Raw genomic sequence first — 26,167 nt, 5'->3', positions numbered from 1 at the left:
CGGCGGCCTCTTCCGGCGCTCCCCGGGTCCGGCCGTGACGTGAGCGGAACCGCTGGTCCGAACGACCCCGTGACTCCAGGAGGTGTCGGTGCTCGCCGTCGTGGCCGCCCATCTCGTCCTGGCGCTGTGCCTGCCCGCGCTCGCCCGGTACCACCGGCGGCTGGCGTTCGGCGCCGGCGCCGCCCTGCTCGCCGCCACCCTCGTGTGGGCGATGACGCAGGCCTCGACCGCACTCTCCGGCGGGGTGACCGACCGCGTCGAGTGGGCGCCCGAGCTGGGGCTGACGCTGAGCCTGCGGATGGACGCGCTCGCGATCGCGATGATCGTGCTCGTCTCCGGCGTCGGAGCGCTGATCATGATCTACGCGGCCTGGTACTTCGGACCGCGCTCCACCGACGCGGCCCGCTCCGCGGCGCTGCTGGTCGCCTTCGCCGGGATGATGCTCGGCCTGGTCCTGGCCGACGACCTGCTGACCCTCTACGTGTTCTGGGAACTGACGTCGCTGACGTCGTTCCTGCTCGTCGGGCAGGGCGGCCAGTACCGGGAGAACCGCCGCGCCGCGGTCCAGGCGCTCGTCGTGACCGTGTTCGGCGGGCTGGCGATGCTGCTCGGGATCGTGCTGCTGGGCCAGCTGGCCGGCACGTACTCGATCCCGGAGATCACCGCGGCCGCGACCTCCGGGACGCTCGCCCCCGACAGCCCGCTCGCGCTGTCGGTGTCGCTCGTGCTGATCCTGCTGGGCGCGCTGACCAAGTCCGCGCAGCTGCCGTTCCACCCCTGGCTCCCGTACGCGATGGCCGCCCCGACGCCGATCTCGGCGTACCTGCACGCGGCGTCGATGGTGAAGGCCGGGGTCGTGCTCGTCGCGCGGCTCGGGCCCGCGTTCTCGGTGCACCCCGTGTGGTGGGCGCCGGTCATGGTGCTCGGCCTCGCGACGATGGTGCTGGGCGGCTGGCGCGCGATGCGCCAGACCGACCTCAAGCGGCTGCTGGCCTTCGGCACCGTCTCCCAGCTCGGGTTCCTCATGGTGCTGTTCGGGTCCGGCTCGCGGGTGGCCGGGCTCGCCGGCATCGCGATGCTGCTGGCGCACGGCCTGTTCAAGGCGCCGCTGTTCATGGTGGTCGGGGCTATCGACAAGGCCTGCGGCACCCGTGACCTGCGGGAGCTGTGCGGTCTCGGGCGCCGCCGGCGCGGGCTGGCCGTCGTCGCCACGCTCGCCGGGCTGTCGATGGCGGGGCTCCCGCCGATGCTCGGCTTCGTCGGCAAGGAGGCCGCGTTCGAGGCGTTCGTGCTCGAGGGCGGCGTCCGCGGCTGGATCGCGGCGATCGGACTGGTCGCGGGCTCGCTGCTGACCGTCGCCTACACCGCACGGTTCCTGTGGGGCGCGTTCTCCACCAAGGGGCTGCACCCCACCGGCGGCGACCCGGTCCCGCTCGGCCTGTCCGGCCCGGCGTGGCTGTGCGCGCTGACCGGGATCGCGGCCGGGTTCGCCGCGCCGCTGGTCCAGCAGCTCGCCGCCTCCTACGCCGCGTCGCTGCCCCCGCTCGGCGACGCCTACGCCGCCCGCTACGAGCTGGCCCTGTGGCACACTCCCGGGCTGCCGCTGCTGTTCACCGGCGTCGCGCTGGCCGGCGGGCTCCTCCTGCACCGCTACGGACAGACCCTGACCGGGCACCTCTCGGTGCCACACGTGTCCGCCCAGCGGGGGTACGAGGCCGTCGTGACCGGGCTGGAGCGCTCGGCGATCACGGTCACCGGCCGGCTGCAGATCGGCTCGCTGCCGGTCTACCTCGGCTGCATCCTCGCGACACTGATCGCGCTGCCCGGCCCGGTCCTCGCCGTGACCGGCACGTTCCCGACCGACCAGGCGCCGTACCACTCGATCATGCAGGTCCCGGTCGGGCTGATGGTGATCGTCGCGGCGATCGCGCTGTGCCTGGCGCACCGCCGGTTCACCGCGGTGCTGCTGGTCGGCGCCGTCGGCTACGGCATCGGCGGCCTGTTCGTCATCGACGGTGCCCCCGACCTGGCGCTCGCCCAGTTCCTGGTCGAGACGCTCACCCTGGTGGCGTTCGTCTTCGTGCTGCGACGCCTGCCCGCCCACTTCGACGAGCCGGACAGCGAGCGCCGCGTCCGCGCCCCCAAGGCCGCGGTCGCCGCGGTCGGCGGACTGCTCGTCGCGGGGATGGCCGTGGTGCTCTCCGGGGCCCGCACGCTGCCGCCCGCCACCACCGGGCCGTTCATCGCCGGCGCGCCGGAGGCCGGTGCGACCAACCTGATCAGCGCGATCCTGGTGGACTTCCGCGCGCTCGACACGGTCGGTGAGATCACCGTGCTGCTGATCTGTGCCGCCGGCACCGCGAGCCTGGTGCTCGCGACCCGTTACGACAAGAAGAAGGGCGGCACGGTCGTGCGCAGCGGCTCGGGATCGCCGAAGCACGAGCAGGAGGTGCTCGGATGACGGCCTCGCAGGAGAAGCCCGCACCCCCGCCGGGGGACGCCGAGAGCTGGGCCCGGATGGACCAGCCCAGCGGGCGGTGGATGCTCCCCGGCGCCTGCCCGGACGTCCGCGAGCGGACCCTCGTGCTGGAGGCCGCGGCCCGGCTGCTGTTCCCCGTGGTGCTGGTGTTCTCGGTGTTCCTGCTGCTGGAGGGCCACTACGGCCCCGGCGGCGGGTTCTCCGGCGGCCTGGTCGCCGGGCTCGCGTTCGTGCTGCGCCACATCGCGGGCGGCGACGACAACCTGGGCTCCCGGTTCCGGATCCGCCCGCCCGTGCTGGTCGGCACCGGGCTGATCGTCGCGGTGCTCACCGCACTGGCCCCGGTCGCCTGGGGAGATCCGGTGCTCGCCTCGGTCAAGTGGACCATCACCTTCGGCCCGTTCGGCTACCTCGACATCGTGACCAGCCTGCTGCTCGACGTCGGCGTCTACCTGCTGATCATCGGCGTGGTGCTCGACCTGCTGCGCTCGCTCGGCTCCGGCATCGCCCGCGACGCCCGCGAGGCCGGCGAGGACGTCCCGGGCGGAGGTGGCCGCGGATGAACACCACGATCAACCTGAGCATGGCGATCGTGCTCGCGGTGCTGTACTCGGTCGGGTTCTACCTGCTGATGCAGCGATCGCTCATGCGCATCCTGATCGGCATCGTGGTGCTCGGGCACGGCGCGAACCTGCTGCTGCAGGTCTCCGGCGGCCCGCCCGGCCGCGCCCCGATCCTCGACGCGGTGCTGCCCGAGCAGATCACCGACCCGCTCCCGCAGGCGCTGGCGTTGACCGCCATCGTCATCACCTTCGCCCTCACCACGCTGCTGCTGGCCCTGGGCTACCGCTCCTGGGTGCTCGTCGGGCACGACGAGGTGCAGGACGACGTGGAGGACCGCCGCATCGCCGACCGGCAGAAGCCCAAGGGCGCGATGGAGGAGGGCACCGCGGACGAGACCGACGCCGAGCCCGAGGACACCGCCGACTCCCACGAGCTCGAGGAGGGCCGCCGGTGACCCCGCTACAGGCCCTGGTCACGCTGCCGGTGCTGCTGCCCATGCTCGGTGCCGCGACCAGCGTCGTCGTCAGCCGCCGCGCCTCGGCCCAGCGGGTCATCGGCGTGGTGACCCTGACGCTGGTGTGCGTCGTCGCCGCCGTGCTGCTGGTCGCGGCCGACGCGAACGGCCCGGTCGTCGCCGAGCTCGGCGGCTGGTCGGCCCCGATGGGCATCGTGCTCGTCGCCGACCGGATGTCGGCGCTGCTGCTGCTCATCTCGACGGTGGTGACCCTCGCGGTGCTCGTCTACGCGATCGACCAGCGGATCTCCGACTACGGCCGGGAGACCGCCAGCACCACCTTCCACCCGATCTTCCTGCTGCTGTCGACGGGGGTGTCGCTGGCCTACCTGACCGGCGACCTGTTCACCCTGTTCGTCGCGTTCGAGATCATGCTGGCGTCGAGCTACGTGCTCATCACCCGGCGGACGTCGGCGTCGCGGATCCGGTCCGGCATGACCTACGTGATCGTGTCGCTGACCTCGTCGCTGCTGTTCCTCACCGCGGTGGGGCTCGTCTACGCCGCCACCGGCACGGTCAACCTGGCCGACCTCGCCGGGCGGATGGGTGCGCTGCCGGAGGGCCTGCGCGCGGTCCTGGCCCTGGTGCTGATCGTGGTGTTCGGCATCAAGGCGGCGATCGTGCCGCTGCACTTCTGGCTGCCCGACAGCTACCCGAACGCGCCCGCCCCGGTCACCGCGCTGTTCGCGGGCCTGCTCACCAAGGTCGGCATCTACGCGCTGCTGCGCACCCAGACGCTGGTGTTCCCGCAGGACAGCCCGTCGACGCTGCTGCTGGTGATCGCCGCCGTCACGATGGTGGTCGGGGCACTCGGCGCCGTCGCCCAGGACGACCTCAACCGGCTGCTGTCGTTCCTGCTGGTCAGCCACATCGGGTTCATGGTGTTCGGGCTCGCCCTGCACACCCCCGACGGCATCGCCGGGACCGGGCTCTACGTCGTCCACCACATCACGGTCCAGGCGACGTTGTTCCTGGTCAGCGGGCTCATCACCCGGCGGACCGGGACGGTGTCGATCTCCCAGATGGGTGGGCTGGCCCAGCGGGCACCGCACCTGGCCGTGCTGTTCGCGATCCCCGCGATCACCCTCGCCGGGCTGCCACCCACCTCGGGGTTCGTCGCGAAGCTCGCGCTGCTGCAGGCCGGTGCGGGCGCGGGCCCCGCCGGGGCGCTGGTCGCCGCCGTCGTCGTGCTGGCGAGCCTGCTGACCCTCTACGCCGTCGCCCGGGTCTGGGTGCGGGTGTTCTGGGGCGCCCCCAAGGAGCCCCTCGCCGACGACGACCCGAACGACGAGCTCGTCGTCGGGACCGCGCGCAGCGCCCGCGGCATGTACGTCGGCGCGTCCGCGCTGGTCGTGGTCAGCGTCGCGATCGCCCTGTTCGCCGGCCCGCTGTCCGGGGTGACCGCCCGGGCCGGGGTGGACCTGCACGACCGGACCGGCTACACCGACGCCGTCCTCGGGCCGGGCGCCGACCCCGGCAGCGGTGGGACCATCAGCGCCGACGGCCGGCCCGGCGACGTCGACGGGAACACGACCGTGCGGACCGCGGCCGGCGACACCCCGGAGGTGACCCCGTGAGCGAGCAGACCCCGAGCCGCGGTGGCGCGGGCACGGCCGACGGCCCGGACCCGCAGGACCGCCCCGACGGCGACGACCGCGAGGACCGGGTGCTGTCCTCACCGGAGGCTCGCCGGGAGGCCGAGATGGGAGCGGCCGAGGTCGGCGACCCGCCCGACCACGTCCCCACCCCCGCCCGGGTGCCCCCGCCGGCCCCCGACTCCGTCGCCGAGCCGACGGGTGGGAGCTCCCGGGGCGGGAGCGTGCGCAGGCGGGTCCCGCAGGTGCTCGCGCTGGCGCTGGTGTGGGTGCTGCTGTGGGGGAGTCTCTCCCCGGCTGCGATCGTGGGCGGGCTGCTCGTCGGTGCCGCGGTCACGGCGGTCTTCCCGCTGCCGCTACTGCCCGAGCCGCTCCCGATCCGTCCGTGGAAGCTGCTGCGGCTGCTGGGGTTCCTGGTCTCGGACCTGGTCGTCTCCGGCATCCGGGTCAGCATGGTGACGCTGCGGCACGGGCCGCGCGCCCGGTCCGGGATCGTCGGGCTGCCGCTGTGCACCGGCTCGGACCGCACCGCGACGACGATCGTCGCGGCCTGCGCGCTGTCCCCGGGCAGCTTCACGCTGCAGATCGACCGCGCCCGGCACCGCTGGTACGTCTACGCACTCGGCCTGCACCGACCCGGCGCCGTCGAACGGACTCGCCGGGACATGATGCGGCTGCAGATGCGGGTCATCGACGCCGTCGGCAGCCAGGAGGACCGGGATCGGTGCGCCGCCGCGGTCACCGCCGAGGACGCGGGGAGGAACGACCGGTGACCGTCGTCCACACGCTGGTACTGATCATGCTGACCGCCGCGGCGGCGCTGACGATGTGGCGGCTCCTGACGGGCCCCACCACGCTGGACCGCATCGCGGCCCTGGACGTGTTCGTCGTGCTGATCGTGGCGGCGGCCGCGGTGTACGCGGCGATCTACTCCGACGGGTCGAACATCCCGCTGCTGGCCGCGGTCGCGCTGATCGCGCTGGTCGGCTCGGCGACGGCGGCCCGCCTGGTCGAACGATGGGAGCGGCACCGCTGATGGGCGTGCACGACGTGCTCGACGTGGTCTCCGCCGCGCTGATGCTCGCCGGCGGGCTGTCCTGCCTGCTCGGCGCGCTCGGGCTGGTCCGGCTGCCGGACCTGCCCGCCCGGCTGCAGGCCACCACCAAGCCGCAGACCCTGGGTCTGCTGCTGATCCTGCTGGGCGTCGCGGTGAACCTGGAGTTCGAGAACTCCTCGACGCTGATCCTGGTGGTGCTGTTCCAGGTGCTGACGGCGCCGGTCATCTCGCAGGTGGTCGGTCGCTCGGCCTACCGCAGCGGCGCGATCGACCGGGACGCACTCGTCGTCGACGACCTGGGGGAGGACATCGACGCCGACGCGCGCGCCCGGGAGGTGCGGACGGTTCAGCCGTCGTCGCCGGAGCCGGGTCCGTCCTCGCGCAGCGTCGACGGGGTCGACCGGGCACCGGAGCGGTAGGACGGCCGCCCCGGGGGGCGACGCACACGGTTCGGGGCCCCCGGCGTGGCGGTCCGCGGGCGCTTCGTACCCTCGCGGTGTGCCTCTGTACGCGCTCGGTGACGCCGAACCGGACATCCACCCGACCGCCTACGTCCATCCGGACGCCGTCGTGATCGGCAACGTGACGCTGGGCCCGGAGTCCACCGTCTGGCCCACCGCGGTGCTGCGCGGCGACGACGGCCGGATCGAGGTCGGTGCCCGCAGCAGCATCCAGGACGGGTCGATCATCCACACCACCCTGGAGCAGCCGACGATCATCGGGGACGAGGTGACCGTCGGGCACAACGTGCACATCGAGGCGGCCACCATCGGCAACCGGGCGCTCATCTCGTCGGGCTCGGTGGTGCTGAACGGCTCGACGATCGGCGAGGGCGCGGTCGTCGCCGCCGGCGCGGTGGTGTCGCCGAAGGCCGACGTGCCCGCGTACCGGATGGCGCTGGGCGTGCCCGCCCGCGTCCGCGACGGCTACGAGGTGCCCGCCGACCGCTGGCGGTACGCCGTGGAGTCCTACGTCGACCGGGGCCGCCGCTTCGCGTCGCAGCTGCGCCGGCTGGAGGGCTGATGGCCAAGCCGCTGAACGAGGTCGTCGAGGCCGGGTGGGCCCAGGCCCTGGAACCGGTCGCCGAGACGATCACCGCGATGGGCGAGTTCCTGCGCGCCGAGATCGCCGCGGGCCGCCGTTACCTGCCCGCCGGGGCGAACGTGCTGCGCGCGTTCCAGCAGCCCTTCGACGAGGTCCGGGTGCTGCTCGTCGGACAGGACCCGTACCCGACCCCCGGCCACGCGGTCGGGCTGTCGTTCTCCGTCGCCCCCGAGACCCGCCCGCTGCCGCGCTCGCTGCAGAACATCTTCCGCGAGTACGCCGAGGACCTCGGGCACCCGGCGCCCACCTCCGGCGACCTGACCCCGTGGACCGAGCAGGGCGTGCTGCTGCTCAACCGGTGCCTGACCGTCGCCCCCGGGGAGCCGGCCTCGCACCGCAACAAGGGCTGGGAGGAGGTCACCGAGCAGGCGATCCGCGCCCTGGTGGCCCGCGACGCCGAGCCGATGGTCGCGATCCTCTGGGGCCGCGACGCCCGCAACCTCGCTCCGCTGCTGGAGGACGTGCCGACGATCGAGTCGGCCCACCCGTCGCCGATGTCGGCCGACCGCGGCTTCTTCGGGTCGCGGCCCTTCACCCGGGCCAACGACCTGCTGGAGGAGATCGGCGGGGAACCCGTCGACTGGAAGCTGCCCTAGGCTGGACCGGGTGGACGACCCGGGGGACATGCGCATATCGGACGCCGACCGCGAGGCGGCGGCCCGCCGGCTGCACGACGCGGTCGGCGAGGGCCGCATCACGTTGAGCGAGCTGGAGGAACGGCTCGACGCGGTCTACGCCGCGCGCGTCGCCCGGGACCTGGAGCCGCCGCTGGCGGACCTGCCGGGCGGGCTGCCGCCGTCGGTCACCGCTCTGGCGCCCGTCCCCGCCCGTCCGCCCGCGCCGTCGGAGCGGGTGCGGCTGACGACCGCGGCGGGGACGATCAAGCGCACCGGGGACTGGCAGGTTCCCGCGGCGCTGCACCTGTCGTCGTCGATGGGGACCATCCACCTCGACCTGTCCGAGGTGCGGTCGCTGCCGCCGCGGATCGACGTCGAGGTCGCACTCGGGATGGGCGAGGTCGTGCTGGTCCTGCCCGAGGGCGGCACCGCCGACGTCGACGGCACGAAGGCGTCCTGGGGCGAGGTGAAGACCCGGGTGCCCTCGACGCCCGGGGCGGCCGGGCCGCACCTCGTGGTGCACGGCAAGGTCGGCATGGGGTCGGTCACCGTGCGCGGGGTACGCCGCAGCTGGTGGCGCTCCGTGGTCGGCTGAGCCGGCCCCGGGAACGACGAAGGCCCGGTCCCCAGGGGACCGGGCCTCGATCGTGGTTCGGGTCTCGCGCACTCAGACGCGGGTCACCTTGCCCGCCTTCAGGCAGGAGGTGCAGGCGTTGATCCGACGGCGGTTGCCGCCGTTGATCGCGGCGCGCACCGTCTGGATGTTGGGGTTCCAGCGGCGGTGGGTGCGGCGGTGCGAGTGCGAGACGGACATGCCGAAGCCCGGACCCTTGCCACAGACGTCGCAGACGGCAGCCACGTCGGACACTCCTCGGGTTGACGAACAGATTCACGAACAGATTCTCGGCACGGACGTGCCGAGGCTCGGCCTTCAATTCTAGCCACGCCCGTGTGGTGACCGGCGCGCGGGGCCGTCCCGCGGCACCGGAGGCCTCCGCGCACCTAGTGTGGGGCCCGTGGCCTCGCCGTTCGACCCCGCGCTGCTGCGCCGCTGGATCGACGCCGCCGCCGAGCGGCTCACCGCCGGCCGGGCCGAGATCGACCGCATCAACGTCTTCCCGGTCGCCGACCACGACACCGGGTCGAACCTGCTGCTGACCGCCCGTGCGGCGGCCTCGGCCCCGTTGGACGGGGACTCCCCGGCCGCCGACGCCCCCGCCGCGGACCCCGGCGCCGAGGACGTCCGGCCGGTGCGTGCCGCGGCGGTCCTGGCCGCGGCCGCGGTGCGCGGGGCCCGCGGGAACTCCGGCCTGATCCTGTCCCAGCTGTTCCGGGGCCTGGCCGAGGAACTGGAGGCCGCGGCCGCACGACGGCCGAACACCCCGGCCGGTGAGCTGCTCGCCGGGGCGCTGCGGCGGGCCGCGGCGCTGGCGGCCGTCGCGGTGTCCGCGCCGCGCCCGGGGACCGCGCTCACCGTGCTCGACGCCGCCGCCGCGGCCGTGGCGGCGCGGGTGGCGGCCGGGGCGGCCACCGGGCCGTCCTCCGCCGGTGCGGAGCTCACCCGGGTCGCCGACCTGCCCGACCCGTCCGGCCACGCCGACCCGTCCGGCCGCGCCGACCCCGACGGCGGGGGCCTCGACACGACCGGTGCGCTCGCCGAGGCCGCCCGGGTGGCCGCGGACGCGGCCCGGGCCGCGCTGGCCCGGGCCACCGGGCGCCCGCCCGAGCTGGTGCGGGCCGGGGTCGTCGACGCGGGCGGACTGGGCCTGGTCGTCGTGCTGGACGCGCTGGTCGCCGCGGCGGGCGGTGATCCGGGGCCGCCGCCGTCGTCGCAGGTGGGGACGCCCGGTCCGGCCTCGACGGTCACCGCCGACGGCGAACTCGTGCCGTGGGTGCCCCAGCCGGTCTACGAGGTCACCTACTGGCTGCCCGGGCCCGACCCGGCCGCGCTGGAGACGCTGCGTGCCCGGCTCGCCGGGCTCGGGGACTCGGTCGGTCTCGCCGGGGACGGCGGTGGCGGGGTGATGGTGCACGTGCACACCACCGAGGCCGGGCCCGCGGTCGAGGCGGGACTGGCGGTCGGGCGCCCGTCGGGGATCCGGATCGAGGCGTTGCCGCCGGCGCCGCCGACCCGGGACCGCGCGGTCCTGCTGATGATCGAGAGCAGCGGGGCCGGGGCGCTGGCCCGGGCCGCGGGCGGGAACGTGCTGGTCGCCGACCCGGACCCGACCGTCGACGAGGTCCTGGCCGCGATCCGCGCGACCGGCGCCGAGCACGTCGTGGTGCTGCCGTGCGCGACGCACCGGCGCACGGTCACCGAGACCGCGGCCGAGCGGGTGCGGTTCGAGGGCATCGACGTGGTGGTGATCCCGGCGAGCTCGGTGCTGCAGGGCCTGGCCGCGCTCGCGGTGCACGACCCGGCCCGTCGCGCCCCGGACGACGTCGTCGCGATGGCCGAGGCCGCGGCCGCCACCCGGACCGGTGGGCTGGCCGTCGCGGAGGCCGAGGCGCTCACCTGGGCCGGTCCCTGCCGCCCGGGGGAGATCCTCGGGATCTCCGACGGCGAGGTCGTGCTGATCGCCCCGGATCTCGCTGTCGGTGCCCTGTGGTTGGCTCACCGCATGCTCACTCCGGGTGGGGAGCTGGTGACCGTGCTGCTCGGCTCGGCCGCCCCCGACGAGCTCGGGGAGCGGTTCGCCGAGGACCTGCGCCGCACCCACCCGGAGGTCGACGTCGTGGTGCACCGGGGGGAGCAGGGCGACTACCCGCTGGTGCTGGGAGTGGAGTAGATGGACGACGGGTTCGACCTCGACAGCAGGCTCGACGGGCCGCTCGGGCGCAAGGCCGCCGACGCGCTGGCCCCGCTCGGGCTGGAGACCGTCGGGGACCTGCTGCGGCACTACCCGCGGCGCTACGTCGACCGCGGCCGGCTCACCGAGATCGCCGGGCTGGTCGCGGGCGAGCACGTCACCGTCGTCGCGGCGGTGGCGCGCGCCGAGCTGCGGGAGATGCGCAACCGGCGCGGGAAGATGCTCAAGGCCGTCATCCGGGACGAGAAGGGCGGCGAGCTCGACGCCACCTTCTTCAACGGCTGGAAGCTGCAGGGCTTCATCAAGCAGGGCGTCGTCGGCGTCTTCTCCGGCAAGGTCGGGGTGTTCAACAACCGGCTGCAGCTGACCCACCCGCAGTTCGAGGAGATCGAGGAGAGCGACTCGCTGCGCCCGTTCCTGTCGGTCTACCCGGCGAACGCGAAGGTGACCTCGCAGGCCATCGCGCGCTCGGTGCGCCAGGTCCTGGAGCAGATCGACGACCCGACCGACCCGCTGCCCGAGTCGCTGCGCGAGCGGGAGAAGCTGCCCGAGCTGGGGCGGGCGCTGCGGCGCATCCACGTGCCGGAGACCGAGGCCGACCTGTTCGCCGCCCGGCACCGTCTGGTGTGGGACGAGGCGCTCGGTGTGCAGCTGGCGCTCGCGCTCCGGCGGGAGGCCGCCGTCGCGCGGCCTGCCCCGGTGTGCCCGCGCCGCGACGACGGCCTGCTCGCCGCGTTCGACGCGGGCCTCCCGTTCCCGCTGACCGAGGGCCAGCAGGAGGTCGGCGAGCAGGTCGCCGCGGACCTCGCCCGCGAGTACCCGATGAACCGCCTCGTGCAGGGCGACGTCGGCGCGGGCAAGACGATCGTCGCGCTGCGGGCGATGCTGCAGGCCGTCGACGCGGGCACCCAGGCCGCGATGCTGGCCCCCACCGAGGTCCTCGCCGCCCAGCACGCCCGCTCGCTGCGCGCGATGCTCGGCGCGCTCGGTCGCGGCGGCGAGCTCGGCGCGGGGGAGGACGCGACCGCGGTGACACTGCTGACCGGGTCGATGGGGGCGAAGGCCAAGCGGCAGGCGCTGCTCGACGCGCAGTCCGGGGCGGCGGGGATCGTCGTCGGGACCCACGCGCTGATCCAGGACACCGTCGGGTTCGCCGAGCTGGGGCTGGTCGTGGTCGACGAGCAGCACCGGTTCGGGGTGGAGCAGCGCGACGCGCTGCGCGCCCGCGGCGAGAAGGCCCCGCACATGCTGGTCATGACGGCCACGCCGATCCCGCGCACCGTGGCCATGACCGTCTACGGGGACCTGGCGGTGTCCGAGCTGAAGGGGTTGCCGAAGGGCCGCTCCCCGGTCGCGACGACGGTCGTGCCGCTGGCCGAGCACCCGTCGTGGATCGAGCGGGTGTGGCAGCGGATCCGCGAGGAGGTCGAGGCGGGCCACCAGTGCTACGTCGTGTGCCCCCGGGTCGGCGGGACGGAGAAGGAGGACGCCGAGGAGCCCCCGCCGGACGACGACGGCGGCGAGGAGCGGCGCGCCCCGCTCGCGGTGCTCGACATCGCCCCGCTGATCGAGGAGAAGCTGGCCGGGCTGCGGGTCGGGATCCTGCACGGCAAGCTCCCGCCGGAGGAGAAGGACACCGTGATGCGGGCCTTCGAACGCGCCGAGCTCGACGTGCTCGTCGCGACCACGGTGATCGAGGTCGGCGTCGACGTGCCGAACGCGACCGGGATCGTGCTGCTCGACGCGGACCGCTTCGGCCTGTCCCAGCTGCACCAGCTGCGCGGCCGGGTCGGCCGGGGCAGCGCACCCGGCCTGTGCCTGCTGGTCACCGACATGCCCGCCGCGACCGCCGCCCGCGAACGGCTCGACGCGATCGCCGGGACCACCGACGGCTTCGAGCTGGCCCGCCTCGACCTGGAGCTGCGCCGCGAGGGCGACGTGCTCGGGTCGAGCCAGTCCGGCTCCCGCTCGGGGCTCAAGCTGCTGTCGCTGCTGCGCCACGGCGAGGTCATCGAGAAGGCCCAGGTGTACGCCCGGCACCTGGTCGCCGACGACCCGGGCCTGGCCGGCCACCCGCGGCTGCGGGACCTGGTGGGGGAGACCCTCGGCGACGAGGAGCGGGCCGCCTACCTGGACAAGTCCTGACCGGTCACGGCCCGGGGAGCTCGCCCCGGGCCGCGGCGTCCAGCCGGGCGCGGGCCGGGCGGGGCAGGTGTACCCGTCCGGACCGTTCCAGCCGGTCCAGCTCGACGCGGGCGCGGCCGTAGGCGGCGAGCCGCTCGGGTTCGGAGTCGGAGTCCCGCGCGGTGGTCAGCAGCTTCACCACCCGCTCGACGGTGCGCCGCTCCCCGGGGTCCAGCCCGGCGAGCCGGATCCGGTCGGCGGCGTCGACCGCGGCGGTCCAGGCGCGGCGGGCGGCGTCGACGGCGCGCACGTGGGTCCCGGCGTGCGGCTCGCCCGGGTAGCCGTCGGTGTCCAGCGCCTGGGCCTCGGCGAACGCGTCGACGAACCGGGCGGTGGCCGCCACCGTGGTGTCCGACAGCGCGGGGCGGCGCAGCACGGCCAGCGGGTCGGCCTCGTGCGCGGCGAACTCCGCGCGCAGCCGCTGGAACTCCGCCCGCGCGCGTCGCCACGCCTGCTCCGCGGCAACGGCCTCGGACGACAGCACGGGACGTGCGCTCGGTTCCGGGGCGGGGCCGGGACCGGGGCCGCGGTCGGCGCGCAGCCGCCGGTAGGCGCCGACCACGGCCATCACCAGCAGCGCGAACGACAGCAGCTGGAACACCACGGCCACCACGCCACCACCTCCCCGCCGCGCCGGCCGACGGGGCCGGTACCCGCCCCACGGTGCCCGAGGTGTCCGGATCTCGCCACGCACCGGCCCCGCGACGGCACGTCGTGCCACGCCACCGGGCACCACCGGCACGGCGGGACCGGACGACGTCCCGCTGTGTGGGCACCCTGTCCCGAGCAGTGGTCGGGACCTGGCCGGTCGTGTCAGGATCACGCGTCCGTCGCGCGGGAACCCCCGCCGCCACGGGCGTCGTCGCCGATCGTGATGAGGAGAACGATGTTCCGCAAGGTGCTGGTGGCCAACCGGGGCGAGATCGCCATCCGGGCGTTCCGGGCCGCGTTCGAGCTGGGTGTCTCGACGGTGGCGGTGTTCCCGTACGAGGACCGCAACTCGCTGCACCGCGCGAAGGCCGACGAGTCCTACCAGATCGGGGAGCCGGGGCATCCGGTCCGCGCCTACCTGTCGGTGGAGGAGGTCATCCGGGCGGCGAAGAAGGCCGGCGCGGACGCGGTCTACCCCGGCTACGGCTTCATGTCGGAGAACCCCGATCTGGCCCGCGCCTGCGCCGAGGAGGGCATCACCTTCGTCGGGCCGCCGACAGAGGTCCTGCACCTGACGGGCAACAAGTTCCGCGCCGTCGCCGCCGCCCGGGAGGCGGGCGTGCCGGTACTGGAGTCCTCCGAGCCGTCCTCGGACGTCGAGGAGCTGCTCGCGGCGGCCGAGGACATCGACTTCCCGATCTTCGTCAAGGCGGTCGCCGGGGGTGGTGGACGCGGGATGCGCCGGGTCACCGAGCCCGGCGACCTGCGTGACGCGATCGAGGCCGCGAGCCGGGAGGCGGAGTCCGCGTTCGGCGACGGCACCGTGTTCCTGGAGCAGGCCGTGGTCAACCCGCGGCACATCGAGGTCCAGATCCTGGCCGACGCCGACGGCAACGTCGTGCACCTGTTCGAGCGCGACTGCTCGGTGCAGCGCCGCCACCAGAAGGTCGTCGAGATCGCCCCGGCCCCGAACCTGGACCCGGGGCTGCGGGACCGGATCTGCGCCGACGCGGTGAACTTCGCGCGGACGATCGGCTACGTCAACGCGGGGACCGTGGAGTTCCTGCTCGACGAGCGCGGCAAGCACCACTTCATCGAGATGAACCCGCGCATCCAGGTCGAGCACACCGTCACCGAGCAGGTCACCGACCGCGACCTGGTCATCGCCCAGCTGCGGATCGCCTCGGGCATGACGCTGCCCGAGCTGCGGCTGACCCAGGACGACATCACCCTCACCGGTGCGGCGATGCAGACCCGCATCACCACCGAGGACCCGGCCAACGAGTTCCGGCCCGACGTCGGCACGCTGTCGGTCTACCGCTCCCCGGGCGGCCCGGGCGTGCGGCTGGACGGCGGCACCGTGCACGTCGGTGCCGAGGTCTCCGCGCACTTCGACTCGATGCTGGTCAAGCTGACCTGTCACGGCCACGACTTCGCCAACGCCGCCCGGCGCGCCCGTCGCGCGCTGGCCGAGTTCCGGATCCGTGGCGTGGCGACGAACCTGCCGTTCCTCGCCGCCGTGCTGGAGGACGAGGACTTCAAGCAGGGCCGGGTCACCACCAGCTTCATCGAGGAGCGCCCGCACCTGCTCAAGGCCCGCCCGTCGGCCGACCGCGGCTCGCGCATCCTGCAGTACCTGGGCGAGGTCACGGTCAACAAGCCGAACGGCGACCGGCCGCTGGTCGTGGAGCCGGTCGACAAGCTGCCCGCCGGCGTCGACCTGGAGACGCCCGCGCCGGACGGCTCGGCGCAGCTGTTGCGCGAGCTCGGGCCCGAGGGCTTCGCGCGCCGGCTGCGTGAGCAGACCGCGGTCGCGGTCACCGACACGACGTTCCGCGACGCCCACCAGTCGCTGCTGGCGACCCGGATCCGGACCCGGGACCTGGTCGCGGTCGCGCCCTACGTCGCGCGGACCATGCCCGAGCTGCTGTCGCTGGAGTGCTGGGGCGGCGCGACCTACGACGTCGCGCTGCGCTTCCTGGCCGAGGACCCGTGGGACCGGCTCGCCGCGCTCAAGGCCGCGGCGCCGAACATCTGCACCCAGATGCTGCTGCGCGGGCGCAACACCGTCGGCTACACGCCCTACCCGACGGAGGTGACCGACGCCTTCGTGCAGGAGGCGGCGGACACCGGCATGGACATCTTCCGGATCTTCGACGCCCTCAACGACGTCTCCCAGATGCGCCCGGCCATCGACGCCGTCCGGAACACCGGCACGGCGCTGGCCGAGGTCGCGCTCTGCTACACCGCGGACCTGTCGGACCCGGGCGAGAAGCTCTACACCCTGGACTACTACCTGCGCCTGGCCGAGGAGATCGTCGACGCGGGCGCGCACGTCCTGGCGATCAAGGACATGGCCGGCCTGCTGCGCCCGCCCGCGGCGAAGAAGCTGGTCACGGCGCTGCGGGAGCGGTTCGACCTCCCCGTGCACCTGCACACCCACGACACCGCGGGCGGCCAGCTCGCGACGCTGGTCGCGGCGATCGACGCCGGGGTCGACGCCGTCGACGGCGCGGTCGCCTCGATGGCCGGCACGACCAGCCAGCCGTCGCTGTCGGCGCTGGTCGCGGCCACCGACCACACCGACCGCGCGACCGGGCTGAGCCTGACCGCGGTCGGGGACATGGAGCCGTACTGGGAGGCGGTGCGGAAGGTCTACGCGCCGTTCGAGTCCGGCCTCGCCAGCCCCACCGGACGGGTCTACCACCACGAGATCCCCGGCGGGCAGCTGTCGAACCTGCGCCAGCAGGCGATCGCGCTCGGCCTGGGCGACCGGTTCGAGCTGATCGAGGACTGCTACGCCGCCGCGGACCGGATGCTCGGCCGGCTGGTGAAGGTGACGCCGTCGTCGAAGGTCGTCGGCGACCTGGCCCTGCACCTGGTCGGGGCAGGGGTGGACGCCGCGGACTTCGAGAAGGACCCGGCGGGCTTCGACATCCCGGACTCGGTGATCGGGTTCCTGCGCGGTGAGCTGGGCTCGCCGCCCGCGGGCTGGCCGGAGCCGTTCCGGACCCGCGCGCTGGAGGGCCGCAGCCCCGAGGCGGAGAAGGCGGAGCTGTCCATCGAGGACCGTCGCGGGCTGCGGGACGAGCGTCGCCGCACGCTGAACCGGCTGCTGTTCCCCGGCCCGACCAAGGACTTCGACACCCACCGCGAGCAGTACGGCAACACCGCGGTGCTGTCGTCGAAGGACTTCTTCTACGGGCTGGAGGAGGACCTCGAGCACACCGTGGACCTGGAGCCCGGCGTCACCCTGATCATCGAGCTGGAGGCAGTCTCCGAGCCCGACGAGCGCGGCTACCGCACCCTGCTGACCACGCTCAACGGGCAGCTGCGCCCGGTGGCGGTGCGCGACGAGTCGGTCGCCACCGAGGTGAAGGCCGCGGAGAAGGCGGACAAGGACGACGACGCGCACGTCGCCGCCCCGTTCGCCGGTGTCGTGACGTTGCAGGTCGCCGAGGGCGACACCGTCGACGACGGCCAGACCGTCGCCACCATCGAGGCCATGAAGATGGAGGCGTCGATCACCGCGCACCGGGCCGGCACCGTCAAGCGGCTCGCGATCGGCACGGTCACCCAGGTCGAGGGCGGGGACCTGCTGGTCGAGCTGGACTGAGCCGCACGGCACCATGGAGCCATGACCAGGCTGATCGCGGGCACGGCGGGCGGACGACGGCTCGCCGTGCCGCCGTCGGGGACCCGGCCGACCTCCGACCGGGTCCGTGAGGCGCTGTTCTCCGCGCTCGACCACGATCCGGGTCTCGGCGGTGCCGCCGTGCTGGACGTGTGCGCCGGGTCGGGCGCGCTCGGGCTGGAGGCGCTGTCCCGGGGCGCGACCGACGCGGTGTTCATCGAGTCGGACAAGCGGGCCGCGGGGGTGCTGCGGCGCAACCTGGCCGCGGTCGGGCTCGGCGGGTCGGTCGTCACCGGGCGGGCCGGGACGGTGCTGGCCGGGCCCGCGCCGCGGGCGTTCGACGTCGTGTTCGTCGACCCGCCCTACGCGGTGCCCGACGACGAGGTCGCGGGCTGGCTGACCGCCGCCACCACCCACGGCTGGCTCGCGCCCGGTGCGGCGGTCGTCGTCGAGCGGGCGAAGTCGTCGGGGGAGTTCGGCTGGCCCGCCGGGTTCACCGCGGGCCGGTCCCGCCGCTACGGCGACACCGTCCTGCACCACGGCTCGCTCGGGAGCTGAGCCCGGATCAGGCCGCCGGGCCCAGCAGCCGGCCGGGCGTCAGGTCCGGCACCGTCCGGTGTGCCCCGGCGGCGGTCAGCTCCGCGTCCCCGGCCGTCGTCCGGACCCCGACGATGGTGCCCATCCCGGCCGCGACCAGCGAGGACACCCCGGCAACGGAGTCCTCGAACGCGACGCAGCCGGCCGGGTCGGCGTCGAGGCGACGGCACGCGGTGAGGTAGCCCTCCGGGTCCGGCTTGCCGCGCACGACGTCCTCGGCGGTGACGACGAGCTCGACCAGCGGTGCCGCATCGAGCACCTCGCCCAGCACCCGGTCGGCCCAGCCGCGGCGGGCGCTCGTCACCACCGCGAGCCGGTGCCCGCGCCCGGCCAGCGACCGGAGCAGCGCGGGAGCGCCGGGGACGACGTCGACGTCGTCGGCGAGGGCGGAGCCGTGCCCGGCCAGCTGCGCGGCGAGCTCGTCGGGGTCCGCGTCGCGCCACGGCCCGTCGACCTCGCGCAGCGTGTCGGCCGCGCGGCGGCCCATGAACCGGTGCCGGTAGGTCTCGTCGTCGACCTCGGCGTCCCACTCGGCGAAGAACCGGGCCCAGGTCCGGCGGTGCACGTGCTCGCTGCGCACGAGGGTGCCGTCGAGGTCGAACACGACCGGGGCGCCGTCGGGAACGGTGCCCGTCACAGGCGGAACAGCTCGTCGCCGGCGCGGACCGTGTGCCCGGTGGGGGCGCTCACCGAGCCGGCGGGGGAGTCCAGCACGACGACCGGGCAGGTCGGCGCGAGGCCGGCCGCCCGCACGGCGGCGAGGTCCACGGTCAGCACCGGCGCGCCCCGCTCGACCGCGTCGCCCTTCGCGACGTGCGTGGTGAACCCGGCCCCGCCGAGCGAGACCGTGTCGATGCCGACGTGGACCAGGATCCCGGGGCCACCGTCGGCGGTGATCACGAAGGCGTGCGGGTGCAGCGCCGCGACGGTGCCGGCGACCGGGGCCAGCACGACCGCCTCGGTGGCGTCCGCGGGCGGCTCGACGGCCGTCCCGCCGCCGAGCAGCTCGTCGCGGAAGACCGGGTCGGGCACCCCCGCGGGGCCGACCACCGCGCCGTCGACCGGCGCGACGACGGACGTCACAGCAGGTCCCGGACGTCGTCGCAGAGGTTCTCCGCCTCCGGCCCGATCACGACCTGCACGACGGTCCCGGACCGGACCACACCGTGCGCCCCGGCGGCCTTCAACGCCGCGTCGTCGACCAGGCCGGGGTCGCCGACCTCGGTCCGGAGCCGGGTGATGCACGCCTCGATGTCGGTGATGTTCGCGGACCCGCCCAGCCCCGCCACGATGTCGTCGGCCCTGCTCATAGGAGGTCTCCCTCTGGTCGCAACTGGTTATGACCAGTGTCTTGACAGGGTGTCGTCCAGCCCGCACCCTCACTGGTTATAACCAGACCGTACCGGCTGACGCGACGGCTCCACAACGCCCGCGCACCGGCCCCGGTCGCCGACACCCTCACGAGGAGTGCGAGCCCATGAGCACCTCCACAGCGGAACCGGTACGACGACGGGCCGGGCTGGCCGGCCTGCAGCGTCTCGGCCGGAGCCTGATGCTCCCGATCGCCGTCCTGCCCGCGGCCGGCCTGCTGCTGCGCCTCGGGCAGGACGACCTGCTCGGCGGCGTCGAGGCGCTGAAGCAGCCCGCGGCCGTGCTCGCCGCGGCAGGCGGCGCGCTGTTCGACCACCTCCCGATGATCTTCGCGCTCGGCATCGCGATCGGCTGGGCGCGCCGCTCCGACGGGTCCACCGCGCTGGCCGCCCTCGTCGGCTACCTCGTGATGGACGGCGTGTTCACCGCGCTGTCCCCGGTGCTGCTGCCCGGGGTGCTCGACTCGAAGGGCGAGCAGGCCACGATCGACTTCGGGGTGCTGGGCGGCATCGTCGCGGGCCTGGTCGCGGCACTGCTGTGGCAGCGCTTCCACCGCACGACGCTGCCGACCTTCCTCGGCTTCTTCAACGGCCGCCGGCTGGTCCCGATCCTCACCGCCGTGTCGATGATGGTGATCGCGTCGGTGCTGAGCCTGGTCTACCCGGTGTTCAACGCCGGGCTGACCGGGCTGGGCAACGCGGTCGGGGAGAACGCCGTCGTCGGCGGCGGGGTCTTCGGCCTGGTCAACCGGCTGCTGCTGCCGGTCGGGCTGCACCACATCATCAACTCGGTCGTCTGGTTCCTGGTCGGCGACTTCAACGGCGTGCACGGCGACCTGTCCCGGTTCTTCGCGGGCGACCCGACCGCGGGCACCTTCATGACAGGCTTCTTCCCGATCATGATGTTCGCGCTGCCCGCCGCGGCGATGGCGATCTGGCACGAGGCCCGTCCGGAGCGGCGCAAGGTCGTCGGCGGGATCATGGTCTCGGTCGCGCTGACCTCGTTCGTCACCGGCATCACCGAGCCGCTCGAGTACGCCTTCGTCTACGTGGCGTGGCCGCTGTACCTGATCCACGCGGTGCTCACCGGCACCTCGCTGGCGCTGGTGAACGCGCTCGACATCCACAGCGGGTTCAGCTTCTCCGCAGGCGCCATCGACTACGTCCTCAACTTCGGCCAGTCCACCCGGCCACTGTGGCTGATCCCGATCGGGCTCGCCTACGCCGTCGTCTACTACGTGCTGTTCCGCTTCGTGATCCGTCGCTGGAACCTGCGCACCCCCGGCCGGGAGGACGACGAGGCCACCGGTACCACCGGCACCGACACCACCGAGACCACCGGCACCGCGGGCAAGGCCGACCGGTGACCGCCGCCGAGGAGCAGGAGAGCACCGTGCACACCCGCACCGCCGTCGTCGCGTCCCGGGTGGGGCTGCACGCCCGCCCGGCTGCGCTGTTCGCCCGCGCCGCCGCCGCCACCGGGCTGCCCGTCACCGTCGCGACCGACGGGAAGGACCCGGTCGACGCGCGCAGCGTCCTCGGGCTCATGACCCTCGGCGTCGTCTTCGGCGACGAGGTCGTGCTGCGGGCCGACGGCGACGGCGCCCCTGCTGCGCTGGACGGCCTCGTGACGCTGCTCGAGACGGACCACGACGCGTGATGCGTGACCGCGTGCTGCGCGGCACCGTCGTCACCGACGGCCGGCTGCTCCCGGACTCGGTCGTCGCGGTCGCGGGGGACCGGATCGTCGCGGTCCTCCCGGCCGCGGCGTACGACGGTCCGCTCCCGCCCGCGTCGTCGTCGCTGCTGCTGCCCGGGCTGGTCGACGTGCACGACCACGGCGGCGCCGGGCACGGCTTCCCGGACGCGACGGCGACGGGGGCGGCGGCCGCCGTCGCCCACCACCGCGCCCACGGCACGACGACGACGGTCGCCTCGCTGGTCTCCGCCCCGCCGACCGTGCTGGCGGAGCGGATCGCGACGCTGCGCCCGCTCGTCGTCGCCGGGGACCTCGCCGGGATCCACCTGGAGGGCCCGTTCCTGGCCGCCGCGCGGTGCGGCGCGCACGACCCGCGCGCGATCCTCCCGGGCGACCCCGCGCTGCTCGACGAGCTGCTCACCAAGGCGGACGGGGCCGTCGCGTCGGTGACCTACGCGCCGGAGACCGCGCACGCGGCGGACCTGCTCGCGGTGCTCGCCACGCACGGGGTGCTGCCGAGCATCGGCCACACCGACGCCGACGCCCGCACCACCGCGACCGGGATCGCACGGGCGGGCGGCGCGCCGATGAGCGCCACCCACCTGTTCAACGCGATGCCCCCGATGCACCACCGGGCGCCCGGGCCGGTCGCGGCGTGCCTGGCCGCGGCCGCCCGGGGCGAGCTCGTCGTGGAGCTCGTCGCGGACGGGGTGCACCTGTCGCCCGACACCGTCGCCGCGGTGTTCGACCTGGTCGGGCCGGACCGGGTCGCGCTGGTCACCGACGCGATGGCCGCCGCCGGGATGCCCGACGGCCGTTACCACCTGGGCACGATGCAGGTCCGGGTCGACGACGGCGTCGCCCGGATCCCGGACGGGCCCATCGCGGGCGGCACCGCGTGCCTGGTCGACGTCGTGCGCGCCACGGTGCGCGACGCGGGGGTGCGGCTGCAGGACGCGGTGCTCGCCGCGACCCGCACCCCGGCCCGGCTCCTCGGGCTCGACGGCGAGGTCGGGTCGCTGGCCCCGGGCCACCGCGCCGACGTGCTCGTCACCGACGCGGACCTGCGGCCGCAGCAGGTGCTGCGCGCCGGCCTGCCCGTCACCGACGGGGGTGCGTGATGGAGATCGTGGTCCTCGACGACCCGCGGGCCTGCGGGCGGGCGGTCGCCGACGCCGTCGCCGACGTCCTGGCCCGCGGCACCGGCCGGCCGCCGACCCTCGGGCTCGCCACCGGCAGCTCCCCGCTGCCCGCCTACGCCGAGCTGGTCCGCCGTCACCGCGACAAGGGGCTGTCCTTCGCCGGGGCCCGCGCCTTCCTGCTCGACGAGTACCTGGGCCTGCCCGCCGGGCACCCGCAGTCCTACCGCGAGGTCATCCGCCGCGAGCTCACCGACCATCTCGACATCGACCCGGCCGCGGTGCACGCCCCGGACGGCACCCGCGCGGACCCGGCCGAGGCCGCGGCGGACTACGAACGGCTGCTCGCCGCGTGCGGCCCGGTGGACCTGCAGATCCTCGGTATCGGCGGCAACGGGCACATCGGGTTCAACGAGCCCGGCTCGGCGTTCGGCTCGCGCACCCGGGTCGCGACGCTGACCGAGCGGACCCGCGCCGACAACGCCCGCTTCTTCGACCGTCCCGCGGACGTGCCGCACCGGGTGCTCACCCAGGGACCGGCCACGATCATGGAGGCCCGGCGGATCGTGCTCGTCGCGACCGGGGAGGGCAAGCGCGCGGCCGTGGCGGCGACGGTGTCCGGACCGGTCACGACCGACGTGCCCGCGACCGTGCTGCGCGACCACCCGCGCTGCACGCTCGTGCTCGACCGGGCGGCCGCCGGGGACCTGTCCGGGCCCGTCGTGACCGGACAGGTCGGCGCACCGGGACGGGGGCGGTAGTGGCTACGGTGGACAGCACCATGAACGGCGAGGTCCGGATCGGCGACGGGGTCGTGCCCAAGCACGAACAGCTCCGCATCCTGCTCGCGGAGACGATCGCGCGGGACTTCGCACCGGGCGACGCCTTCCCCAGCGAGCGCAGGCTGTGCCTGGACCACGGCGTGAGCCGGGTGACGGTGCGGGCCGCCGTCGGCGAGCTGGAGCGCGACGGGCTGCTGACCCGGGTCCGTGGCAAGGGCACCTACGTCGCCGCCCGCACCGCGCGCTCCCGGCTGCACCTCGCGTCCTTCCACGACGACATGCGCAGGCTCGGGCTGACCCCGACCACGGTCGTCCTCGAGGTCGCGCTCACCACCGGACCGCCGGAGGCCGTCCGCGCGCTCGGCCAGGGGCCCGACGGCCTGTGCTGGCACCTGCGGCGGCTGCGGGTCGCCGACGGGGTGCCGATGTCGATCGACGACGCCTGGTACGACGCCGAACAGGTCCCCGACCTCGACGTCCACGACCTCAGCGGCTCGGTCTACGGGATCCTGCAGGAGCACTACCGGCTCCCCATCGACCGCGCCGAGCAGACCGTCGCCGCCCACCAGGCCGACGAGGCCTCGGCGGTCCTGCTCGGGATCCCCGCCGGGCGCCCGATCCTGGTGTTCGACCGGACCTCCAGCTCCGGCGACCGGCCGGTCGAGTACACCGTGTCGCGCTACCGCGGTGACCGCTACGAGCTGCACATGTCGCTGGACCGCAGCTGGGCCTGACCGGTGATCACCGGCTGATAGGTTCCGGCCATGCCCGAGGTCCGTCGCGCCGTCTGCCCCGGTTCCTACGACCCGCCGACGGTCGGTCACCTCGACGTCATCGCCCGCACCGCGGCGCTGTTCGACGAGGTGTTCGTCGCGATCCTGGTGAACCCCCGCAAGGAGGGGCTGTTCTCCGTCGACGAGCGCGTCGCGATGCTCACCGAGATCACCGCGGACCTGCCGGGCGTGCGGGTCGAGTCGTTCCAGGGTCTGGTCGTCGACTACTGCCGCGAGCGCGGCGCCCAGGCGATGGTCAAGGGTCTGCGCGGGGCGACGGACTACGACTACGAGCTCCCGATGGCGCACATGAACCGGCACCTGACCGGGGTCGAGACGCTGTTCCTGCCCGGTGCGCCCGGTCAGGTCTACGTGTCGAGCTCGCTGGTCAAGGAGGTCGCCCGCGGCGGCGGCGACGTCACCGCGTTCCTCCCGCCGAGCGTGCACACCCGGCTGCTGGACCGGCTCGCCTGACACGCGGGAGCGGCGCCCAATAACGGGTCCGCGCCCGCGACGGTGAGAGGATCCGTCTCGTGTACCGGGTCTTCGAGTCGCTGGACGCGCTGGTGACGATCGTCGAGGAGGCGCGCAGCGTCCCGATGACGTCGAACTGCGTGGTCCCGCGCGGCGACGTGCTGGAGCTCCTCGACGACGTCCGCGAGGCGATCCCGGGCGAGATGGACGACGCCCAGGACGTGCTCGACCGGCGCGACGACGTCGTGTCCGAGGCCGAGCGCGAGGCGGAGGAGACCCGGACCGCGGCGAACGCCGAGGCCGAGGAGACGCTGCAGAACGCGCGCACCGAGGCCGAGCGGCTCGTCGCCGAGGCGCAGGAGGAGGCCGGGCGCACCCTGGCCGAGGCCCGCCACGAGGCGGAGCGCGCGGTCGCCGAGGGCCGCCGCCAGTACGCCGAGGTCACCGACCGGGCCCGGGACGAGGCCGAGCGGATGAGCCACGCCGGCCGGGCCGCGCACGACCGGCTCATCGCCGACGGGCAGAACGAGCAGACCCGGCTGGTGTCCCAGACCGAGGTCGTCCGTTCCGCGCACGCCGAGGCCGGCCGGATCGTCGACGGCGCGCACGCCGAGGCCGACCGGCTGCGCCGGGAGTGCGACGACTACGTCGACACCACCCTGGGCGAGCTGGAGACCACCCTGAACAACGCGCTCGGCGTCGTCGGGCGCGGGCGCAGCCAGATCTGGCGCGGCCAGTACGGCCCGAACTACGGCGGCGCACGGCCCCCGGAGCAGGGCCGCACCGGCACCGGGATGGACCTCATCGACTGACGGCGCGGCGGCTCGGGCAGTCCCGGCCGGGCGCCGACGCGGCGCTCACCCCGGGTCCACCGAGCCGCGGAGCCGGAGCGCGGCCCCGGCGGCGCCCACGACCGACATCACCACGACCACACCGCACAGGACCGACGCCACCGGCGCCAGGCCCCACACGTCGACCGCGGCCCCCGCCAGCAGGCTCGCCACGGCGGCGGCGAGGTAGCAGTACAGGTAGACCGCGGCGAGGGTGCCGGCGCGCGTGCCCTCCGGGCTCCGGTCGAGCAGGACCCGGATCGCGCCGGCGAACGCGACGCCGAACCCGGCCCCGGCCGCGACCGCGGCGGCGAGGTAGGCGGCGAAGCTCCCGAGGGCGATCGCGCCGACGAACCCGGCGGTGCCGGCCGCCAGCACGAGGGCCCCGCCGGCCAGCGCGCGTGCGGCGGGCAGCCGGGCGGCCGCGAGCCCCGCCGCCGGTCCCGCGAGGTGGTAGACGGCGACGGCCAGGGCGCCGCTGAACAGGTCGTCGCGGCCCAGTACGGAGGCCGCGAGCGACGGGGCCAGCGCCTGGGTGAACCCGCCGAGGACGTAGGTCGCCGCGACGACGACACACACCATCGGGAACAGCGGGCGCGCGGCGCGGGGTACCCGGACCTCCGGCCGCAGCGACCGCAGCGCCCCGGGCCGCCGGGCCGCGGTCTCCGGCAGCAGGGCGAGCGCCGCGGCGGCCACGACGAGCAGTCCCGCTGCGACGACGAAGGACCAGACGGGTGCGCCGTCCGGCGCGAGCTGCACCGCGGCTCCGGAGGCGAGCGCGCCGAGCGCGATGCCGCCCGGCGGCGCGCCGCTCGTGATCGCCCCGGCCAGCCCGGGACGCGCCGGAGGCGCCAGGTCGACGACGTAGCCGCCGAGCGCGGCCAGCGCGAGCCCCACCGACACCCCCTGGACCGCGCGCCCGATGATCAACGGCGCGGACGAGTCGACGGTGGCGAGGACCAGGCACGCCACCGCGCCGACGATCAGCGCGGGCACCGCCACCCGGCGCCGGCCCACGTGGTCGGACAGGCTGCCGCAGCACAGCAGGGCGACCAGCAGCGGCACGACGTAGACGGCGAACGCGCCGGTGAGCGCGACCGTCGAGATGCCGTAGGACCGCTGGTAGACGACGTAGAGCGGTGCCGGCACCCCGGCCGCGGCGCAGACCACCACGAAGGACACCGATGCCGTCGCGAAGGCCGGCGGGAACGATCGGGACCGGAACACCGGTCTCAGGTCGCCGGGACGACGGACAGCAGAGCAGTGAAGATCACCGTCCGAGACTAGGCGCTCC

The 26,167-nt window shown here is 74.7% G+C and carries 27 protein-coding genes; 21 read left to right on the top strand and 6 right to left on the bottom strand.

Translation table 11 applies throughout. The annotated features are described in order from the left end of the window. Positions 1–82 precede the first annotated feature (82 nt). The 10 genes from mbhE to DMP15_RS22870 all read left to right on the top strand — a co-directional run bounded on the left by mbhE (position 83) and on the right by DMP15_RS22870 (position 8,525). Positions 83–2,461, top strand: coding sequence for a hydrogen gas-evolving membrane-bound hydrogenase subunit E (gene mbhE, locus DMP15_RS22915; protein ID WP_443217665.1), 2,379 nt, complete (start codon positions 83–85; stop codon positions 2,459–2,461). Continuing rightward, positions 2,458–3,042, top strand: a complete 585-nt coding sequence (locus tag DMP15_RS22910) for an MnhB domain-containing protein (protein ID WP_073578217.1) — start codon at positions 2,458–2,460, stop codon at positions 3,040–3,042. Before mbhE ends, DMP15_RS22910 begins: the two co-directional genes overlap by 4 nt. Next, positions 3,039–3,497, top strand: a complete 459-nt coding sequence (locus tag DMP15_RS22905; protein ID WP_062400925.1) for a Na(+)/H(+) antiporter subunit C — start codon at positions 3,039–3,041, stop codon at positions 3,495–3,497. Before DMP15_RS22910 ends, DMP15_RS22905 begins: the two co-directional genes overlap by 4 nt. A 41-nt stretch (positions 3,498–3,538) precedes the next feature. Further along, the gene (locus DMP15_RS22900) at positions 3,539–5,134 is read left to right on the top strand and encodes a Na+/H+ antiporter subunit D (protein WP_202417703.1); all 1,596 of its coding nucleotides are present in this window, start codon (positions 3,539–3,541) and stop codon (positions 5,132–5,134) included. Further along, positions 5,131–5,925: a Na+/H+ antiporter subunit E gene (locus tag DMP15_RS22895; RefSeq protein WP_337826427.1), complete on the top strand. Its 795-nt coding sequence runs from the start codon at positions 5,131–5,133 to the stop codon at positions 5,923–5,925. Before DMP15_RS22900 ends, DMP15_RS22895 begins: the two co-directional genes overlap by 4 nt. Then, a complete protein-coding gene (locus DMP15_RS22890) occupies positions 5,922–6,188 on the top strand; it encodes a monovalent cation/H+ antiporter complex subunit F (RefSeq protein WP_073578216.1) in 267 nt (88 codons plus the stop codon). The genes DMP15_RS22895 and DMP15_RS22890 overlap by 4 nt, the downstream gene beginning before the upstream one ends. Next, on the top strand, positions 6,170–6,628 hold the full coding sequence (gene mnhG, locus DMP15_RS22885) for a monovalent cation/H(+) antiporter subunit G (protein ID WP_308292828.1): 459 nt from the start codon (positions 6,170–6,172) through the stop codon (positions 6,626–6,628). Before DMP15_RS22890 ends, mnhG begins: the two co-directional genes overlap by 19 nt. 79 nt (positions 6,629–6,707) lie before the next feature. Continuing rightward, the gene (locus DMP15_RS22880) at positions 6,708–7,232 is read left to right on the top strand and encodes a gamma carbonic anhydrase family protein (RefSeq protein WP_073578214.1); all 525 of its coding nucleotides are present in this window, start codon (positions 6,708–6,710) and stop codon (positions 7,230–7,232) included. Beyond that, positions 7,229–7,909: a uracil-DNA glycosylase gene (locus tag DMP15_RS22875; RefSeq protein ID WP_073578213.1), complete on the top strand. Its 681-nt coding sequence runs from the start codon at positions 7,229–7,231 to the stop codon at positions 7,907–7,909. The genes DMP15_RS22880 and DMP15_RS22875 overlap by 4 nt, the downstream gene beginning before the upstream one ends. 10 nt (positions 7,910–7,919) lie before the next feature. After that, positions 7,920–8,525: a DUF1707 SHOCT-like domain-containing protein gene (locus DMP15_RS22870; RefSeq protein WP_253067690.1), complete on the top strand. Its 606-nt coding sequence runs from the start codon at positions 7,920–7,922 to the stop codon at positions 8,523–8,525. Positions 8,526–8,597: 72 nt separating this feature from the next. Here DMP15_RS22870 and rpmB read toward each other — a convergent pair whose 3' ends face one another. Continuing rightward, on the bottom strand, positions 8,598–8,789 hold the full coding sequence (gene rpmB / locus DMP15_RS22865) for a 50S ribosomal protein L28 (protein WP_020627372.1): 192 nt from the start codon (positions 8,787–8,789) through the stop codon (positions 8,598–8,600). A gap of 157 nt (positions 8,790–8,946) precedes the next feature. On the opposite strand from rpmB, the gene DMP15_RS22860 reads away from it, so the two are divergent. Both DMP15_RS22860 and recG read left to right on the top strand, forming a co-directional pair. Next, positions 8,947–10,719, top strand: a complete 1,773-nt coding sequence (locus tag DMP15_RS22860) for a DAK2 domain-containing protein (RefSeq protein WP_073578212.1) — start codon at positions 8,947–8,949, stop codon at positions 10,717–10,719. Next, complete coding sequence (gene recG, locus DMP15_RS22855) at positions 10,720–12,885, top strand: ATP-dependent DNA helicase RecG (protein ID WP_073578211.1); 2,166 nt, start codon at positions 10,720–10,722, stop codon at positions 12,883–12,885. A gap of 4 nt (positions 12,886–12,889) precedes the next feature. On the opposite strand, the gene DMP15_RS22850 is transcribed toward recG, so the two are convergent. After that, complete coding sequence (locus tag DMP15_RS22850; protein WP_100879963.1) at positions 12,890–13,537, bottom strand: hypothetical protein; 648 nt, start codon at positions 13,535–13,537, stop codon at positions 12,890–12,892. Positions 13,538–13,810: 273 nt separating this feature from the next. On the opposite strand from DMP15_RS22850, the gene DMP15_RS22845 reads away from it, so the two are divergent. Beyond that, positions 13,811–17,191, top strand: a complete 3,381-nt coding sequence (locus DMP15_RS22845; protein WP_073578209.1) for a pyruvate carboxylase — start codon at positions 13,811–13,813, stop codon at positions 17,189–17,191. A gap of 21 nt (positions 17,192–17,212) precedes the next feature. Beyond that, positions 17,213–17,767, top strand: a complete 555-nt coding sequence (rsmD, locus tag DMP15_RS22840) for a 16S rRNA (guanine(966)-N(2))-methyltransferase RsmD (protein ID WP_073578208.1) — start codon at positions 17,213–17,215, stop codon at positions 17,765–17,767. A gap of 7 nt (positions 17,768–17,774) precedes the next feature. Here the strand turns inward: rsmD and DMP15_RS22835 are convergent, their stop codons facing one another. The 3 genes from DMP15_RS22835 to DMP15_RS22825 are packed head-to-tail and all read right to left on the bottom strand — an operon-like array spanning position 17,775 to position 19,116. Further along, positions 17,775–18,443 carry an HAD family hydrolase gene (locus DMP15_RS22835; RefSeq protein ID WP_073578207.1) on the bottom strand — a complete coding sequence of 223 codons (669 nt, stop codon included), beginning with the start codon at positions 18,441–18,443 and terminating at the stop codon, positions 17,775–17,777. Next, complete coding sequence (locus DMP15_RS22830) at positions 18,440–18,889, bottom strand: PTS sugar transporter subunit IIA (RefSeq protein ID WP_073578206.1); 450 nt, start codon at positions 18,887–18,889, stop codon at positions 18,440–18,442. Before DMP15_RS22830 ends, DMP15_RS22835 begins: the two co-directional genes overlap by 4 nt. After that, complete coding sequence (locus tag DMP15_RS22825) at positions 18,886–19,116, bottom strand: glucose PTS transporter subunit EIIB (protein ID WP_073578205.1); 231 nt, start codon at positions 19,114–19,116, stop codon at positions 18,886–18,888. The genes DMP15_RS22830 and DMP15_RS22825 overlap by 4 nt, the downstream gene beginning before the upstream one ends. Positions 19,117–19,283: 167 nt before the next feature. Between DMP15_RS22825 and DMP15_RS22820 the strand changes: the two genes are divergently transcribed. The 7 genes from DMP15_RS22820 to DMP15_RS22790 are packed head-to-tail and all read left to right on the top strand — an operon-like array spanning position 19,284 to position 24,855. Continuing rightward, a complete protein-coding gene (locus DMP15_RS22820) occupies positions 19,284–20,543 on the top strand; it encodes a PTS transporter subunit EIIC (RefSeq protein ID WP_073578204.1) in 1,260 nt (419 codons plus the stop codon). A 26-nt stretch (positions 20,544–20,569) separates the two neighbouring features. Further along, entirely contained in the window at positions 20,570–20,836 is a 267-nt protein-coding gene (locus DMP15_RS22815; protein ID WP_062404348.1) for an HPr family phosphocarrier protein, read from the top strand. After that, entirely contained in the window at positions 20,836–21,996 is a 1,161-nt protein-coding gene (locus DMP15_RS22810) for an N-acetylglucosamine-6-phosphate deacetylase (protein ID WP_100879964.1), read from the top strand. The genes DMP15_RS22815 and DMP15_RS22810 overlap by 1 nt, the downstream gene beginning before the upstream one ends. Continuing rightward, complete coding sequence (locus DMP15_RS22805; RefSeq protein WP_337826426.1) at positions 21,996–22,775, top strand: glucosamine-6-phosphate deaminase; 780 nt, start codon at positions 21,996–21,998, stop codon at positions 22,773–22,775. The genes DMP15_RS22810 and DMP15_RS22805 overlap by 1 nt, the downstream gene beginning before the upstream one ends. 20 nt (positions 22,776–22,795) lie before the next feature. Then, entirely contained in the window at positions 22,796–23,530 is a 735-nt protein-coding gene (locus tag DMP15_RS22800; protein WP_337826425.1) for a GntR family transcriptional regulator, read from the top strand. 30 nt (positions 23,531–23,560) lie between these two features. Beyond that, positions 23,561–24,043, top strand: coding sequence for a pantetheine-phosphate adenylyltransferase (gene coaD / locus DMP15_RS22795; RefSeq protein ID WP_073578201.1), 483 nt, complete (start codon positions 23,561–23,563; stop codon positions 24,041–24,043). 59 nt (positions 24,044–24,102) lie between these two features. Further along, the gene (locus DMP15_RS22790) at positions 24,103–24,855 is read left to right on the top strand and encodes a DivIVA domain-containing protein (RefSeq protein WP_073578200.1); all 753 of its coding nucleotides are present in this window, start codon (positions 24,103–24,105) and stop codon (positions 24,853–24,855) included. Between the two features lie 45 nt (positions 24,856–24,900). Here the strand turns inward: DMP15_RS22790 and DMP15_RS22785 are convergent, their stop codons facing one another. Next, positions 24,901–26,100, bottom strand: coding sequence for an MFS transporter (locus tag DMP15_RS22785; protein WP_337826424.1), 1,200 nt, complete (start codon positions 26,098–26,100; stop codon positions 24,901–24,903). Positions 26,101–26,167 lie beyond the last annotated feature (67 nt).

The sequence above is a fragment of the Pseudonocardia sp. UM4_GMWB1 genome (genome assembly GCF_017312155.1).
Classification (GTDB): domain Bacteria; phylum Actinomycetota; class Actinomycetes; order Mycobacteriales; family Pseudonocardiaceae; genus Pseudonocardia; species Pseudonocardia alni.
This window is presented reverse-complemented; position numbering and strand designations above follow the sequence as displayed.